This is a genomic window from Pseudoxanthomonas sp. OG2, assembly GCF_014192765.1.
Lineage (GTDB): Bacteria > Pseudomonadota > Gammaproteobacteria > Xanthomonadales > Xanthomonadaceae > Pseudoxanthomonas_A > Pseudoxanthomonas_A beigongshangi.
On the sequence record NZ_JACHYM010000002.1, the window covers coordinates 107,492 to 121,898 of the forward strand.

Here is a 14,407-nt window from a genome sequence, read left to right on the forward strand (position 1 = left end):
TGCGGGGTTCAGCGCTTCTTGCGCACGTACAGGACCAGCGAGTGTTCTTCCAGCAGGTAACCGTGCTTGGCGGCGATTTCGCGCTGCAGCTTCTCGATTTCCGGGCTTTCGAATTCGATGATCTTGCCGGTGTCCACGTCCACCATGTGGTCGTGGTGGCCACCGCGGTCCAGTTCGTAGACGGCCTGGCCGCCCTCGAAGTTGTGCTTCAGCACCAGGCCGGCGGCCTCGAACTGGGTCAGCACGCGGTACACCGTGGCCAGGCCAATCTCGTCGCCGTGTTCCAGCAACTGGCGATAGATGTCTTCGGCGCTCAGGTGATGCTGCGAGGTTTTCTGCTCCAGCAGTTCCAGGATGCGCATCCGCGGGTGGGTGACCTTGAGGCCAACCTTGCGAAGTTCTTGGGATTCCATATCGGCGTCTCCGTTCATAACCGGTTTAGCGCCGGCTGCCTGAAGCTGGGTTGCGGCGGTCGCCGGAAGTGTATCATCGGCATGTTTTCCACCTGTAGCCGTCCCATGCGCAAACTCCTGCTGGTCGCCGCCCTCGCCTCCCTGACTGCCGGCTGCGGCATCCTCTACAAGCAGCCGATCTACCAGGGCAACCTGCTGGACAAGGCCGCGGTGGATCAATTGCAGGTGGGCCAGAGCAAGCAGCAGGTGCAGGCGCTGATCGGCAGCCCGTCCATCGCCGATCCCTTCCACTCCCAGCGCTGGGACTACGCGGCCAGCGAGCGCACCAACCGCCGCGGCACCACCGAGGTCAAGACGCTGACCCTGCACTTCCAGGGCGACACGCTGGCCAGCTGGGAAGGCGAATACTTCCCCGAAAACGACCTGCAGCTGGCTTCGGACGTGCGCAAGTTCGGTCCCAACCTGGCCAAGGACAAGAAGAAGGGCGGCCGCGGCGGCCGCTGAGCCGGTCCGGCGCTAGTCCTTGCGGGCGCGGCGTCGCCGCGCTTCCTTGGGGTCCACCGTCAGGGGCCTCAGCAGTTCCACCCGATCCCCCTCGCGCAGGGCTGTCTCGGCCCGCGCCACCACGCCGTGGATGGCATAGCCGGTGATGTCCGGGTCGCCGGCGAATCCGGCCAGCCGCACCGCGTCGGCCAGTTGCGCGCCATCCGGCAATTCCACCGTTACCGTGTCGAAACGGTGCGGCCAGGCGCGGATGACCTCGACCTTCATCTCACTCGCCGCGGTCGGCCACGCGCACGAAGTCGTCCACCATGCGGTCGGCCAGTCCCTGGAAACCCAGGGTCAGCGCCGGCAGCAGCAGGCGGCTGGAGGGTTCGAATTCCAGGGTCAGGCTGACCTTGCAGGCGCTTTCGTCCAGCGCGTGGAATTCCCACTGCCCGTGCAGCTTGCGGAACGGCCCGTCGACCAGCTTCATGTCGATGCGGTGCGGACGGTCCAGGGTGTTCTCGGTGGTGAACCAGGTGCTCAGCGAACCCAGCCCCAGGTCCAGCCGGGCCACCAGCCGCTGCTCGCCGGTCTCGATGATTTCGGCGCCGCGGCACCAGTCGAAGCGGCGGGGATAGGCGGGGATATCGTTGACCAGGTCGAACATGCGGCTGGCGGCGTGTTCGACCAGGGCGCTGCGGCGGATGGTTTGCATTTGACTCGCTTGTGGTTCCGCCTTCGGCGACAATAAACGGATGGGCAAGAAACCGGACAAGAATAAAGCAACTGGCACGATCGCGTTGAACAAGCGCGCCCGCCACGAGTACCACCTGGAGGAACGCCTCGAGGCGGGGCTGGCGTTGCAGGGCTGGGAGCTCAAGGCCATCCGCGCCGGCCGGGCCAACATCACCGAGGCCTACGCGACCATCCGCCATGGCGAGATCTTCCTGTTCGGTTCGCAGATCACCCCGCTGATCCAGGCCTCCACCCACGTGGTCGCCGACGACCGCCGCACCCGCAAGATGCTGCTGCACCGGCGCGAAATCGACCGCTTGATCGGCAAGGTCGAGCGCGACGGCTACACCCTGGTGCCCACTTCGCTCTACTGGAAGGGCAACAAGGTCAAGGCCGAAATCGCCCTGGCCAAGGGCAAGCAGACCCACGACAAGCGCGCCGCCAGCAAGGAACGCGACTGGGCCCGCGAAAAATCGCGCGTGATGCGCCAGCACAACCGCGACGCCTGATTCGAGTGGTGATTCTTGTGGGAGCGACGTCAGTCGCGACCGTGCGAACAGCCCCTCCAGCCAAGAACCTCATGAACGGATCGTGCCCCGGTCAGGACATGTCGGCCCGGAATCCCGGTCGCGACTCACGTCGCTCCTACGGAGGCGGCACGACGCCCCTCACCCCGCTAACCGCCCGTTGACCGCCGCGCCGTCACGAGCTTGTAACCACCCCACCCCGCCCCTACACTGTCGCGGTCAGGAAACATTCTGGCTCCCGGGGGTGCACTGGCTTCGACGGGGGTTGCGAAGTTGCCTGGTGCATGCCGAGGGGGCAGCTTTCCTCGTTAATCCAGCGGCAAAACTCTAGTTGCCAACGACGACAACTACGCTCTCGCCGCTTAAGGCGTAAGCCCCGAAACTGCTTGTGTCCGTGCTCGCAGCGTAGGGTCATTATCACGGAATCGCCGGGGGCCGCTGCCTGTCAGCTCCCGGTCAACCTCTAACAGGCTGGTCCTGGGGTGCGCTTTGCCCACCGTGCTGCCACAGGACGAGACTTAACGGCGGGATAAGCATGTAGTACCGGGGATGGAGTGCCTTCGGACGGCGGTTCAATTCCGCCCACCTCCACCATTCACAGGAAAAGGCCCGCTTCGGCGGGCTTTTTCTTTTCCGTCCAGAAGCGGGCTAATGATCGGCCTGCGTCCGGCCGTGTTCCCGCCGGCGCTGGCGCGCGTCCTTCGCCTTCTGCGCCATCGCTTCGTAGTGCGCGCGCAGGCGTTCCAGTTCGGATTCTTCCAGTTCTTCCAGATCCAGTAGCTCGTTGTTCGCGCGCGAGGTCACGTGGATGAGTTCATCCAGCTTGATCTGCATCGCCTGGGTGTCGCGGTTCTGGGTGTTCTGGATCAGGAACACCATCAGGAAGGTGATGATGGTGGTGCCGGTGTTGATCACCAGTTGCCAGGTATCGCTGAATCCGAACAAGGGGCCACTGACCGCCCAGGCGATGACCACTGCCAGCGCCAGTCCGAAACATGCGGGGCGACCGGTGAAGGTGGAGGCCTGCTTGGCCAGGCGGGTGAAGGTGGAAGTCGAATTGTTCATGGCCGTTTTCCGGTTGCCGATGCTGCGCGGGACTGTGAAGGCACCCGCATATGCAACCGGTGAAGGAAGACCGTGCCTCTTGCCGTTGTTCCCCGGTGCGAGAGCGGCCGGACCATTCGAAACGCTTCCCGGCCGTTCCGCTCAAGTCCGAACGACTGTACTTTCGAGAAATTCCAGCAGTGCCCCGGGCATGTGGACCACGGTCTCGCGCGGTGGCTCGTCGTCGCGAAGATCAAGGTAAATTCCCGCTGCGGCGGACAGGGCATCGCGGATCGAATCGGCGTCATGGGTAGCCGCCGTACGTACCAACAGCTCGCTGGCCGCGCTATCCGATATTTCCATTCGCCGTATGCCCCGCTGCGCGCGCCCGGCCCTGCGATGAAGCATCGGCCCCAATACCTGATCGCGGAAAAAGGCGAGCATCCCCATGGCCTCGAACAGTTCGCCGCGCCCCAGCTTGGCCGCGCCGTAATGCAGCCAGATCCAGGCCCGCTGCTCGAACCATTCCGGGGAGCGCTCGGGCCAATGGATGACCGCCGCGTCGAGTCTGGCTTCGATATCGGCGGCGTCGCGGGCGAACAGCACCGCGGGTCGTTCTACGAGCCGGCCCAGATCTTCCGCAACGATGAATTTGAGATCCACATGGAGCAAGGGAGGACCGTAAAGACAGATGAGCAACCTCGGTTCGCCGACATGCTCTCCACTGAAAGCTGACAGCAGGTCGCCCAGGCTTTCCGCGAACTGCCTGCGCGTGGCCATGACCTCGGAAGACCCGCCAGACTCCACGACCACCACGAAATCCAGATCCGAATAGCGGTCGAAGCCGCCGTGGACATAGGAACCGCCCGCAAGCAGGGCCTTCAGCCGCGGATCACGGGAAACCCCGGCCCGTACCCTTTCGACAAACGCCTGGTGCTGTGGGGGAAGCATTCCGCTCATGTCCGGCGCTCGAAGGACACGGGCCAAAGCCGGATTGCAATCATGCGGATTCGACTTCCGGGTTGCTGCGGAGCGTGCGTCCGGGAAATCCGCGCGGCGCCTGCATCCCGCGCATCAAGGACACGCCCGCTCCGTACACCAGCAACGGCGCGGCCCAGCTCAACCACAGCAGCGTCGGGATCATCACCATCGGCGAAGCGAGTTCCATCATGCCGGGAATCCGGACCAGCGCCCGGAAGGTGATCGGCGCCAGCGTCACCAGGTAGCAGCCGATCATCCATCGCCGGTGCACGTCCACCTGTCCACGGCGGATGGCGCGATAGCCCAGGAAGGCGGTGACCAGCCAGGCCAGCGCGGTGGCGCCGAATGCGGTGCGTATCGCGGCCGGCGCAGGGCTGGTCAGGATCAGTCCCACCGCGCCCACGCAGGCGACCAGCATGCCCAGCAGGAAGGTCCGGCCGATCCAGCGATGCACCCGCGGCCAGGTGCGGCGAAGTTGCGGCAGGAACTGCAGTGCGCCCAGCAGGACCGTCAGCGCGCCACCACCGATATGCGTCCACAGCCACTCGCGCCGGGTCCAGAACATGCCGTAGCTGCCGGCATTCAGTTGGGTGTACTTCTGGTAGGCGATGGAGAGGAACTCGAAGGCCGCGAGTGAGACCATCAACCACGCCACGGCGAGCGACATGATTTTCAGAAGGTAGCTGTGCGGGTATGGAGTCCGGACCTGGGTTTCTGAAGACATGCGGGTGCCGCCGACGGGAGCCATGGTCAGCCTAGCGCAATGCCTCCGAACCAGACAGCGGCGTGTTCAGGTGGCAGGCCGAAGCAGTTGTCCATTGTTGATGCCATCGTGCCGACGTAGGATGAGGTGTGCCAGGGGAGCCCGAAATGAGCAAGGTGCTTGCCTGGATCTCCTGTTCTGCCAGAGGAGGGGGCCTGCTTGGACGCTATTTCATTGTTTATCGTCGGCATGGGGGCCATTGCCATGCTGGCGGTGGCGGCTTGGTTCGCCTGGCTCGTTGCCTGGCGCTCCGACATGCCGATGAGTGCCCGCCGTTCCTTCATCCTGGTTTGCCTGCTGTTGTCGTTCGGATTTTTCATGCTTGCAGGCGTGGCCTTCCTCCCACTTGGCCTGGCGGATGTCTTTGTTGTCCCTCAGTGGGCCGCCGGCAATCACGAACGGACGGCCATCGCGGTCCATTTCCTGTCCGAATACGGTCCGATCACCGCATGCCTGATCGCGGGGTTGCTGGCATCGTTCATCGTGCCCCTGAAGCTGCGGCATGTCTGGCCGCAGATGCGTCTCGTCATGCGTGGCGGCAAGTAGCCGGCGGACAAGCCTAACCCCGCGCGCACCCGCATCAGGATGCGGAGCCAGGCCGCCCTTCCATTCCACTGGGATCGGCCGACAGCAAGTCTTCATGCAGCATGAAGACGTCGTTGCCGTCGACGCCGGGGTCGCCGATGGCGTAGAGCGTCGAGAACACCGCCTCGTAGGCCGTGTTCCGCATCAGCAGGCAGATGTCCCGGGGATCGGCTCCGAGAGCAAGCAGCCGCTCGAGGGCCGGTCCGCTGTCGGCCAGCGGATCATCCGGTCGCTGTTTGGCATGGGCGATCACCTGGGCCAAACCATCCGGCCTGAGCTGGATGTTGATTACCTCGGCCCAGAGGTGTGCCAGGAGTTCTTCGCGAGTGGACATGATGTTCCTGTGGTTCGTGGGGTGGGTTCACACCGGGCCATGGGGATCGGGCATGCGGTTCATCGGTATTGGGCCCTGCCGCGAAGAGCCAATCCCCCTCGGTCCCCCTTCTTCGAAGGGGGAGGCAAAGCGGGCATGCGGGATTGGACGGAGTGCTGATCAGCATGCGGAGGCGGAGCCGCGACGCGCCGTGTCCCCATGTCCGCAGTAAGTCCATTCGCGCAGATGTACGGACCTTCCCTACTCGCCCTTGATCTCCCCGCGCAGTCGCGCGAGGAGGCGGCGCAGCCCGTGGATCTGGTCGATGAGATGCAGGGCAACGTCGATGCCTTCCTCGTTCACGCCCAGATCGTCGGAAAGGTCGCGTACCAGATAGGCGCGGGCGACGTCGATTTCGGTCAGTTCGACGCGGCTGGCGGTCCGCGCGGGCGTGATCCAGGCCTTCTCGATCCACACGGTCAGCGTTTCGCGGCGGATGCCGGATTGGCTCAGGAATTCTTCCAGATCGATGTTCATGCCTGCGGTTCCTCGCGGGGATGATGGCCCTGCCCTGCGTGCCATCCGGAGACGAAGTCCTTCAGTTCGGGATCGCCGCCCTTGGGCAGCACGATGCGCAGGCGGACGTACTCGTCGCCTCGCCCGCCGCCCCGGCGCGGCATGCCGTGGCCCTTCACCCGCAGCCGGCTGCTGCCGTCGGAGCCCGGCGGCACGTTCAGGTCCACGTGTCCGGTGGGAGTGGGCACGCGAATCGGCCCGCCCAGCACCGCTTCGCGCAACGAGATGGGCACTTCCAGGCCAAGATCCTCGCCGTCCTGGCTGAAACGGGGATCCGGCATCACGTCCAGTTCGATCAGCGCGTCGCCCGGCTGGCCCTGCTCGCCGCCGGGCGCGCCCTTGCCGCGCAGCCGCAAAGTCTGCCCCGGTACGATCCCGGCCGGCACGGTGACGTCCAGGGTATCGCCGGTGGGCAGCGTCAGCCGGGTCCGGGTGCCGTTGATGGCGTCGGCCAGGCTGATCGGCAGGCGGTAGTGCATGTCCTGTCCGCGCCGGTGCGCGCGCGCCTGCGCGCTGCGCCGGAGCAGTTCGGCGAACGGGTCATCGCCTTCGGCGAAATCCGCGTAGGCGGCATGGTCGGTGTCGTTGCCGTAGGCATGGCCGTGATCGGCGCCGGCATAGTCGCGATAGTAGCGATGCTGCGGCCGTTCGGCGCCGGTTTCGTCGATCTCGCCGGCGTCGTAGCGCTTGCGCTGCTCCGCGTCCCCGAGCAGGCGGTAGGCGACGGCGACGTCCTTGAAGCGGTCCTCGGCCGCCTTGTCGCCGGGATTGAGGTCCGGGTGCAGCTTGCGCGCCAATCGCCGGTAGGCCTTCTTGATCTCGTCGGCCGAAGCGCTCGCCGGGACGCCCAGGATCTCGTAGGGATTGCTCACGCGCCAGCCTCCGCTTGCGCCGCCGCCGGCGCATCCATCGCGATCACGCGCACCGGTATCGACTTGGCCGCCGGCGTGCCGCTGATGCGATCGTGATAATCCAGCGGCAGCAACGGATTCAGTTCCGGGTAGTAGCCGGCCACCGAGCCGCGCGGCATCGGATAGTCGAGCACCGTAAGCCCCTCGACGCGGCGCTGCCGGCCATCGGTGCTGAAGGTTTCCAGCGCGACCTGCTGTTCCGGCCGCAGCCCGCGCTCGCGGCGATCCTCCTCGTTCATGAACAGGACCATGCGATCGTTGTACACGCCGCGGTAGCGATCGTTGTAGCTGTAGATGGTGGTGTTGAACTGATCGTGCGAACGCACGGTGGCCAATCGCAGCATCGACGGATCCGCGACCTGATCATTCACTTCCAGCCCCGGCAGCGGCAGGAAGTTGGCCTTGCCATTGGGCGTGAGCCAGACCCGCCGGCGTGGCGCGACATCCAGATGGAAGCCCTTCGGGGCGCGGATGCGCTCGACGAAGCCGGCATACAATGCCGGATAGACATCGGCGATGCGCGCGCGGACGAGATCGTAATCCACCGCGTAGTCGGCCCAGGGAATCCGGCTGTCCGGCAGCGTCGCCATCGCCATCCGGCAGACGATCTCCACCTCCGGCAACAGTTGCGGACTGGCCGGTTCCAGCACCCCGCGCGAGGCGGTGACGTTGGACATCGAGTCCTCGATGGTGACGAACTGCTCGCCGGCGGCGGTCTGGATGCGTTCCGAGCGTGCGATCACCGGCAGGATCAGCGCCTCCCTGCCGTGCACCAGATGACCGCGGTTCAACTTGGTGGTGATGCCCACGGTGAGGTCGAGCTTGCGCATGGCCGCATACGCCTGTTCGGTGTCGGGCACGGCACGCACGAAGTTGCCGCCCAGGCCGATGAACACCTTGGCGGTACCGTCCATCATCGCGGCGATGGACTCGACGGTGTGGTGACCGTGCGCGCGCGGCGGTTCGAAACCGAACACCTCGCCCACCCGGTCCAGATACGCCGCCGATGGCTTCTCGTCGATGCCGACGGTGCGATCGCCCTGCACGTTGGAGTGGCCGCGAATCGGCGAAATCCCCGCGCCGGGCCGGCCGAAATTGCCGCGCAGGAACAGCAGGTTGGCGACCTGCTGGACCAGCCGCGAGCCTTGCTGGTGCTGGGTGAGTCCCATGCCGTAGCAGATGATGGTGGCGTCGGAGCGGATGTAGATTTCCGCGCAACGGCGAATCTGTTCCTCCGCCACGCCGGACACCCGCACGATGTCCGCCCAGTCCAGGGACAGGATTTCCTCGCGGACCGCTTCCAGGCCCGTCGTGTGCTCGCGCAGGAACTCGTGATCCAGCACCGGCTCGCCCGCCGCCTCGCGTTCGAACAGCACCTTCATCATGCCCTTGAGCAGCGCCAGGTCGCCGCCGATGCGGACATGCACGAACTCGCTGGAGATCTCCGTCGATCCGAACGTCGCCATCTGCACCACGTCCTGCGGTTCGGTGAACCGGATCAGGGCGCGCTCGGGCATCGGGTTGACCGCGACGATGGGAATGCCGCGTTTCCGCGCCTCGACCAGGTGGGTCATCATCCGCGGCGAGTTGGTGCCGGTGTTCTGGCCGATCACGAAGATCGCCTCGGCGTGCTCGAAATCCTCCAGCACCACCGTGCCCTTGCCCACCCCAATGGCCGGCGGCAAGCCGCGGCTGGTCGGCTCGTGGCACATGTTGGAACAGTCGGGAAAATTGTTGGTGCCAAACTGGCGGACGAAGATCGCGTACAGGAACGCCGCCTCGTTCGGCGTGCGCCCTGACGTGTAGAACTCGGCTTCGTGCGGGCTCTTCAGCCCCCGCAGATGGCGCCCGATGATCTCGAAGGCGGTGTCCCAGTCGCAGGGTACGTAGTGATCCGTGGCGGCGTCGTAGCGCATGGGCTCGGTCAGCCGGCCCTGCATCTCCAGCCAGTAGTCCGACTGTTCCATCAATTCGGACACGCTGTGCCGGGCGAAGAACTCGCGGGTCACCCGCGCCTGGGTCGCCTCGAAGGCCAGCGCCTTCACGCCGTTCTCGCAGAACTCCAGCTTCTTGGTGCAGTCGGCGTCCGGAAACGCGCAACTCGGGCACTTGAAGCCGCCGGGCTGGTTCATCGCCAGCAGCGCGCGCGAGCCCTTGCTGACCACGCTCTGTTCCAGCAGCACCTTGGCGGTCGCGGCGGCCGCGCCCCAGCCGCCCGCCGGCTGGTGGTAGGGCTTGTAGCGGGGAGGTTTCTGCGCGCTCATGACCCGATACCTCCATATGCGAACCGTCGCGGCCAGTTAAGCACTTTACGCCGTCCCGCTCCACCTCGCCGCGATGAAACGGATGAGCTACGCTGCGACGGTTCGTCCGCGGCCGGTTGTTCCATCCGGTGGCCGGCGAACGAAATGGAAATTGCCAGCCAGCGGAAATGAAACGCCATGCCCGAACGCGGTGACGCCCCGCCTTCCGCCACCTCCGGGTGGGTGGATCGGCATGTCCTGCGTCGCCAGGGCGATGCCACCGAGGCGGTGCTGGATCGGCTTGCCGAGGAAATGCCGGTGGCCATGCGCTACAACGGCCGGCCGTTCGCGGTGATGATGGCGTCGCCCTGCGATCTGGACGATTTCGCGCTGGGGTTCTCGCTGAGCGAGGGCCTGATTACCGCGCCCGGACAACTGCTGGGCGTCCGCACGCACTGGCAGCTGGAAGGCATCGAGCTGGCAATGACCGTCGCCGACGGCGCGCCCGCCGCGACCCTAGACGAAGGCGATTCACGCTGGCTGCCCGGCCGTGGCGGCTGCGGCCTGTGCGGAACGCGCCAGTTGGAGGATGTGGTGCGTCCCGCCGCCCCGATCACGCACACGCCCAGCTTCACCGTCGAGGCGTTGCGGCGGGCACTGGCGGCGCTCGACGCGCACCAGCCCATGAACGCCGCCACCGGCTCCACCCACGCCGCCGCCTGGACCGACGCCGGGGGCGACATCCTGCGGGTGCGCGAGGATGTCGGCCGGCACAATGCACTGGACAAGCTGATCGGCGCGATGACGCGCGCCGGCGATGATCCGGCGACCGGCATGTTGGTGATCTCCAGCCGCGCCAGCTACGAGATGGTGACCAAGGCCGCCCGCGCCGGCATCGGCTTCATCGCCGCCGTGTCCGCGCCCACGGCGCTGGCGATCGAACTGGCACGCGGGGCCAACGTCTGCCTGATCGGTTTCGCGCGCGGCGACGGCTGCAATCTCTATACCTTTCCCGAACGCCTCGTGGCCTCGCCGTGAGCCTGTTCCTCCTCTTTCCGCAGGAGATGTCGTGCAACCCATCCTGGCCCAGCCCGTCACCGCGCCGCTGACCCGCGCCGCGATTTTCCTGGTCGTCACCCTGGCGCGCGGAGACGCGCCGGCGCAGGCCTGCCGCGCCCTGTGCGCCGATCTGGGCGGGCTGGTACGCGCCATCGGCTCGCGCGTGCCCGACGCGGCGCTGTCGTGCGTGCTGGGAATCGGCTCGGACGCCTGGGACGGACTGTTCGGCGCGCCGCGTCCGCGCGAACTGCATCCGTTCCGCGAGATCAACGGCCGGCACCACGCCGTCGCCACGCCCGGCGACCTGCTGTTCCACATCCGCGCCGCCCGCCAGGATCTGTGCTTCGAACTGGCCACCCACATCATGCGGCGGCTGGGCGACGCGGTGACCGGCGCGGACGAGGTCCACGGCTTCACCTATTTCGACAACCGGGATCTGATCGGCTTCGTCGATGGCACCGAGAATCCGGTCGGCCAGGCAGCGCTGGATGCCACCCTGGTCGGCGCCGAGGATCCCGTCTTCGCCGGCGGCAGCTATGTCATCGTGCAGAAGTACCTGCATGACCTGCGCGGCTGGAACGCGGTGCCCGAAGCCGAGCAGGAAAAAATCGTCGGCCGCAGCAAGCAGTCGAACATCGAACTGGACGACGCGACCAAGCCCAGCTACGCCCACAACGCGCTGACCTCGCTGGTCGAGGATGGCCGCGAACTGGAAATCCTGCGCGACAACATGTCCTTCGGCGACGCCGCCAAGGGCGAATTTGGCACCTACTTCATCGGCTACGCCTGCTCTCCCTCGCGCATCGAGAAGATGCTGGAGAACATGTTCATCGGCAACCCGCCCGGCAACTACGATCGCCTGCTGGATTTCAGCACCGCGGTGACCGGCGCGCTGTTCTTCGTGCCTTCGGCGGAATTCCTGGAGAAGGCGGCGGGAGCGGATTGAGCGCGGGAGGACGCCTCACTCGTACCTGCGATCCTCTGTCCCCACCCGCGGCGTCACGCACAGCATCCGGCCCGGCGACAGCACCTGCAGGCGGTGCCAGTTGTCTTTCGGTATGACGCAGGCGTCGGGCGCGATCACCCTGGCCGTGGTTTCTTCCCCGCCTTCCGGGGCCAGCGTCACCGCGATTCCGCCTTCCAGCACGTAGAGGATCTTGTCGCCCCCGGGATGGCGTTCCCAGAAGCGCGCGTCCACCGACGGCTCATCAACGATATCGATCAACGCCACCATCCATTCGGATGTCGCCTCGCTCAGCCTGGCCAGCGGGATATCGGACGCGCGGCGGGTATCGTCGAAACCGACCACGCGTTCCTGTGGATCAAACGTCAGCATGGTTTGTGCGCCTGATGAAAGCATGCATAGAATGTGAGTCATCGCTCGCCTTGTCTACTCGCTTTTCCGTCGACCGCCATGGCCCGCAAACCCGCCACGAAACCACGCAAAACCGCCAGCCAGGAACGTTCCCGCGCCACCGTGGACGCGCTGCTGGAAGCCACCGCTCGCATTCTGGTCAAGGAAGGCTACGACCGCGCCAGCACCAATCGCATCGCCCAGGCGGCCGGCGTGAGCATCGGTTCGCTGTACCAGTACTACCCGAGCAAGGAAGCGCTGGTCGCAGGCGTGATCGGCCAGCACATGCAGGAGATGATGCAGCGCATCCGCGACGCATTGGCCCGGGTGGCGCAGGAGCCATTGGATCTGGCCACCCGCGAACTGGTGCGGGTGATGATCGACGCGCATCGCATCAATCCCCGCCTGCACCGGGTGCTGGTCGAACAGACCCCGCGGGTGGGACTGCTGGAGAACATCGAGGCCATCGATCGTGAGGTCTACGCGCTCATCCGCCTGTACCTGGAAAGCCACCGCGAGGAGCTGCGGGTGCAGGATCTGGACACGGCGACCTTCATCGCCGTGTCCACGGTGGAAGCACTGACCCACGCGGCGGTGGTGCTGCGGCCGGAAATGGTGTCCGGCGATCGCGCGGACGCCTACATCGACGAGGTCACCGCACTGCTGGTGCGCTACCTGCGCAAGGCCTGAGCCTCATCCCAGCCGCGCCGGCAGGACGCGCGGGTTGCGCAGGATGGCGGCCGAAATCAGCGAGACCAGCACGCCGACGGGGAAAATTTCAATGAACGTCATCGGCAGCCGGAACAGCGGATTGGCGTACTGCGCCTTGAACGTCTCCATGTCGGCGGCCAGTCTGGCCAGTGCTTCGGGACTGGCGCCCTTGGCCTTCTGCGCCTCGATCATCGCCCTGGCATAGGTGTCGGCGAAGTCCAGGCCGCTGATCGCCAGCGCCGCCTCCCAGGACAGCATGTAGATCAGGCTGGCGATGAAGCTCACGCCCAGGCCCAGGCCGAATGCCGGCCAGAACCGGATCACCCCACCCAGTTCGCGATCCCGGTGGCGCTTGATGGCCAGGAACACCAGGCTCAGCGCCACCAGCATGGTCAGGTAGCCGATCGCCATGCTGTAGCCGGACGGAATGGCGTCCTGCACGGTCAGCACGATGAGGGACAGGACGCCGCCGGCAATCAGGCCGGCGAGCAGGCCATAGGACAGGATTCTGCGCAGCATGGGACACCTCTCGGGTCGGGAATGGCGGCGTCATTGGGCGGCCCGGCCCGGCGTGCGGCAATCGGCCAAACGGGTGATTCGGCCCGTTTCCGCCCAAGGATGGCATGCGATCCACCTATTCAGGGAACCAGCCCCAGTTCGCGCGCGCGCCGCACCGCCTCGGTACGCCGGCGCGCACCCAGCTTTTCGTACAGCCGGGCCACGTGGGTCTTCACCGTGCTGGGCGCGATGTGCAGCTCGCGGGCGATTTCCTTGTTGGAGCGTCCCGCCGCAAGTTCCAGCAGCACCGCCCGTTCGCGATCGCTGATGCCCAGGCTGTCCTGCGCCCGCGGGTTGCCGTCGAAGGCCGGTGGGCGATGGCGGCCAGCGAACAGGCGGGCGCCGACGAACACCCCCAGCACGAGGAAGGCCAGCGCGATCAGGCCAATGTAGAAGTCGTCCCAATGGGTGCGTGCCAGCCGCTGGTAATCCAGCCATTGCAGGCCGATCGCCGCCAGCGCCAGCGCCACGCCGTACACGGCGGTCCGCTTCCAGTTTCGGGATGGCATCCGGGCGTGTCGGCGGCTCATGCCGGCGGATTGTCCGGCAATGCCGGCCCTGGTGAAAGGCGCCACAGGGACTAGGGCCGGACCCGGAACACCGCGCTGATGCGCGGCGCCTGCGGGCGGCGGGTCTTGGGAATGCCGTGTTCGTGGGTGAGCTGGGAGGCGTGGCTCATGCTGAGCAGGCTACCCGGCAACAGATCGATGGCGATGGCCTTGTGCCCCTCGCCCTTGCGCTTGATCAGCATGCGGCGCGGCGCGCCCAGCGAGACCAGGGTGATCGGATGGCCTTCGCGCAGGATGTGCAGCTTGTCGCTGTGCATGGCGACGCTGTCGTGACCGTCGCGGTAGAGGTTCATGCCCACCCGGCTGTAGGGCGCGGGCACCACGGCCTGCACCCGCGCCAGCATCTCGGCCAGCGGCAGGTCCTCGGGCAAGGCGTCGAGATCATAGCTGGCGAGCAGGCGTGGTACGTCCACCACCTTCTCGTACATGGGCCGTTGCAGGTGGGTCCAGTTGGCGCCCGCCTGCAGGGCCTGGAACCACCGCCACGCCCGTGCCTCGTCGATGAAATCCGGCCAGTAGCGGATGCCGCCCTGGGCATCGTCGGCCAATTGCTGCATGGGCGTGGCGAACAGATCCATC

Annotated in this window: 20 protein-coding genes and 1 other RNA gene; 7 read left to right on the forward strand and 14 right to left on the reverse strand. The window is 66.2% G+C overall.

All coding sequences use genetic code 11. The annotated features are described in order from the left end of the window. Nucleotides 1–8: 8 nt before the first annotated feature. Nucleotides 9–413 (reverse strand): ferric iron uptake transcriptional regulator, encoded by a 405-nt coding sequence (gene fur / locus FHW78_RS13520; protein ID WP_181444074.1) that lies wholly within the window; start codon nucleotides 411–413, stop codon nucleotides 9–11. A gap of 105 nt (nucleotides 414–518) precedes the next feature. On the opposite strand from fur, the gene bamE reads away from it, so the two are divergent. Next, nucleotides 519–917 carry an outer membrane protein assembly factor BamE gene (gene bamE / locus FHW78_RS13525; RefSeq protein WP_141452999.1) on the forward strand — a complete coding sequence of 133 codons (399 nt, stop codon included), beginning with the start codon at nucleotides 519–521 and terminating at the stop codon, nucleotides 915–917. Nucleotides 918–929: 12 nt separating this feature from the next. Here the strand turns inward: bamE and FHW78_RS13530 are convergent, their stop codons facing one another. Then, the gene (locus FHW78_RS13530; protein WP_183641605.1) at nucleotides 930–1,184 is read right to left on the reverse strand and encodes an RnfH family protein; all 255 of its coding nucleotides are present in this window, start codon (nucleotides 1,182–1,184) and stop codon (nucleotides 930–932) included. Nucleotide 1,185: 1 nt separating this feature from the next. After that, nucleotides 1,186–1,614, reverse strand: a complete 429-nt coding sequence (locus tag FHW78_RS13535) for a type II toxin-antitoxin system RatA family toxin (RefSeq protein ID WP_141453001.1) — start codon at nucleotides 1,612–1,614, stop codon at nucleotides 1,186–1,188. 40 nt (nucleotides 1,615–1,654) lie between these two features. Between FHW78_RS13535 and smpB the strand changes: the two genes are divergently transcribed. Next, nucleotides 1,655–2,143, forward strand: a complete 489-nt coding sequence (gene smpB, locus FHW78_RS13540) for an SsrA-binding protein SmpB (protein ID WP_141453002.1) — start codon at nucleotides 1,655–1,657, stop codon at nucleotides 2,141–2,143. Between the two features lie 258 nt (nucleotides 2,144–2,401). After that, nucleotides 2,402–2,755: a transfer-messenger RNA gene (gene ssrA, locus FHW78_RS13545) on the forward strand. A gap of 54 nt (nucleotides 2,756–2,809) precedes the next feature. Here ssrA and FHW78_RS13550 read toward each other — a convergent pair. The 3 genes from FHW78_RS13550 to FHW78_RS13560 form a co-directional block, all read right to left on the reverse strand. Beyond that, on the reverse strand, nucleotides 2,810–3,226 hold the full coding sequence (locus tag FHW78_RS13550) for a low affinity iron permease family protein (RefSeq protein WP_183641607.1): 417 nt from the start codon (nucleotides 3,224–3,226) through the stop codon (nucleotides 2,810–2,812). A gap of 141 nt (nucleotides 3,227–3,367) precedes the next feature. Continuing rightward, nucleotides 3,368–4,165: a nucleotidyltransferase domain-containing protein gene (locus tag FHW78_RS13555; RefSeq protein WP_183641609.1), complete on the reverse strand. Its 798-nt coding sequence runs from the start codon at nucleotides 4,163–4,165 to the stop codon at nucleotides 3,368–3,370. A gap of 40 nt (nucleotides 4,166–4,205) precedes the next feature. After that, on the reverse strand, nucleotides 4,206–4,853 hold the full coding sequence (locus FHW78_RS13560) for a DUF2306 domain-containing protein (RefSeq protein WP_255443299.1): 648 nt from the start codon (nucleotides 4,851–4,853) through the stop codon (nucleotides 4,206–4,208). Nucleotides 4,854–5,108: 255 nt separating this feature from the next. Between FHW78_RS13560 and FHW78_RS13565 the strand changes: the two genes are divergently transcribed. After that, a complete protein-coding gene (locus FHW78_RS13565; protein ID WP_183641611.1) occupies nucleotides 5,109–5,495 on the forward strand; it encodes a hypothetical protein in 387 nt (128 codons plus the stop codon). A 34-nt stretch (nucleotides 5,496–5,529) separates the two neighbouring features. Here the strand turns inward: FHW78_RS13565 and FHW78_RS13570 are convergent, their stop codons facing one another. The 4 genes from FHW78_RS13570 to FHW78_RS13585 form a co-directional block, all read right to left on the reverse strand. Continuing rightward, a complete protein-coding gene (locus tag FHW78_RS13570; RefSeq protein WP_183641613.1) occupies nucleotides 5,530–5,868 on the reverse strand; it encodes a hypothetical protein in 339 nt (112 codons plus the stop codon). 240 nt (nucleotides 5,869–6,108) lie between these two features. Continuing rightward, nucleotides 6,109–6,384 (reverse strand): chaperone modulator CbpM, encoded by a 276-nt coding sequence (locus FHW78_RS13575; protein ID WP_218533989.1) that lies wholly within the window; start codon nucleotides 6,382–6,384, stop codon nucleotides 6,109–6,111. Beyond that, nucleotides 6,381–7,295 carry a DnaJ C-terminal domain-containing protein gene (locus FHW78_RS20185; protein ID WP_183641614.1) on the reverse strand — a complete coding sequence of 305 codons (915 nt, stop codon included), beginning with the start codon at nucleotides 7,293–7,295 and terminating at the stop codon, nucleotides 6,381–6,383. The genes FHW78_RS13575 and FHW78_RS20185 overlap by 4 nt, the downstream gene beginning before the upstream one ends. Continuing rightward, nucleotides 7,292–9,598 carry an FdhF/YdeP family oxidoreductase gene (locus FHW78_RS13585; RefSeq protein ID WP_183641616.1) on the reverse strand — a complete coding sequence of 769 codons (2,307 nt, stop codon included), beginning with the start codon at nucleotides 9,596–9,598 and terminating at the stop codon, nucleotides 7,292–7,294. The genes FHW78_RS20185 and FHW78_RS13585 overlap by 4 nt, the downstream gene beginning before the upstream one ends. A gap of 177 nt (nucleotides 9,599–9,775) precedes the next feature. On the opposite strand from FHW78_RS13585, the gene fdhD reads away from it, so the two are divergent. Continuing rightward, nucleotides 9,776–10,615, forward strand: a complete 840-nt coding sequence (gene fdhD / locus FHW78_RS13590) for a formate dehydrogenase accessory sulfurtransferase FdhD (protein WP_183641619.1) — start codon at nucleotides 9,776–9,778, stop codon at nucleotides 10,613–10,615. 31 nt (nucleotides 10,616–10,646) lie between these two features. Continuing rightward, a complete protein-coding gene (locus FHW78_RS13595; RefSeq protein WP_183641621.1) occupies nucleotides 10,647–11,582 on the forward strand; it encodes a Dyp-type peroxidase in 936 nt (311 codons plus the stop codon). A 15-nt stretch (nucleotides 11,583–11,597) separates the two neighbouring features. Here FHW78_RS13595 and FHW78_RS13600 read toward each other — a convergent pair whose 3' ends face one another. Then, entirely contained in the window at nucleotides 11,598–11,972 is a 375-nt protein-coding gene (locus tag FHW78_RS13600; RefSeq protein ID WP_183641623.1) for a cupin domain-containing protein, read from the reverse strand. A 78-nt stretch (nucleotides 11,973–12,050) separates the two neighbouring features. Between FHW78_RS13600 and FHW78_RS13605 the strand changes: the two genes are divergently transcribed. Beyond that, nucleotides 12,051–12,680 (forward strand): TetR/AcrR family transcriptional regulator, encoded by a 630-nt coding sequence (locus FHW78_RS13605; RefSeq protein ID WP_183641625.1) that lies wholly within the window; start codon nucleotides 12,051–12,053, stop codon nucleotides 12,678–12,680. Between the two features lie 3 nt (nucleotides 12,681–12,683). On the opposite strand, the gene FHW78_RS13610 is transcribed toward FHW78_RS13605, so the two are convergent. The 3 genes from FHW78_RS13610 to FHW78_RS13620 form a co-directional block, all read right to left on the reverse strand. Then, nucleotides 12,684–13,220 carry a DUF4199 domain-containing protein gene (locus FHW78_RS13610; protein WP_183641627.1) on the reverse strand — a complete coding sequence of 179 codons (537 nt, stop codon included), beginning with the start codon at nucleotides 13,218–13,220 and terminating at the stop codon, nucleotides 12,684–12,686. Nucleotides 13,221–13,339: 119 nt separating this feature from the next. Then, nucleotides 13,340–13,768 carry a response regulator transcription factor gene (locus FHW78_RS20105; RefSeq protein ID WP_305076300.1) on the reverse strand — a complete coding sequence of 143 codons (429 nt, stop codon included), beginning with the start codon at nucleotides 13,766–13,768 and terminating at the stop codon, nucleotides 13,340–13,342. 71 nt (nucleotides 13,769–13,839) lie between these two features. After that, a complete protein-coding gene (locus FHW78_RS13620) occupies nucleotides 13,840–14,406 on the reverse strand; it encodes an alpha-ketoglutarate-dependent dioxygenase AlkB (protein ID WP_183641632.1) in 567 nt (188 codons plus the stop codon). Between the last annotated feature and the right edge of the window lies 1 nt (nucleotide 14,407).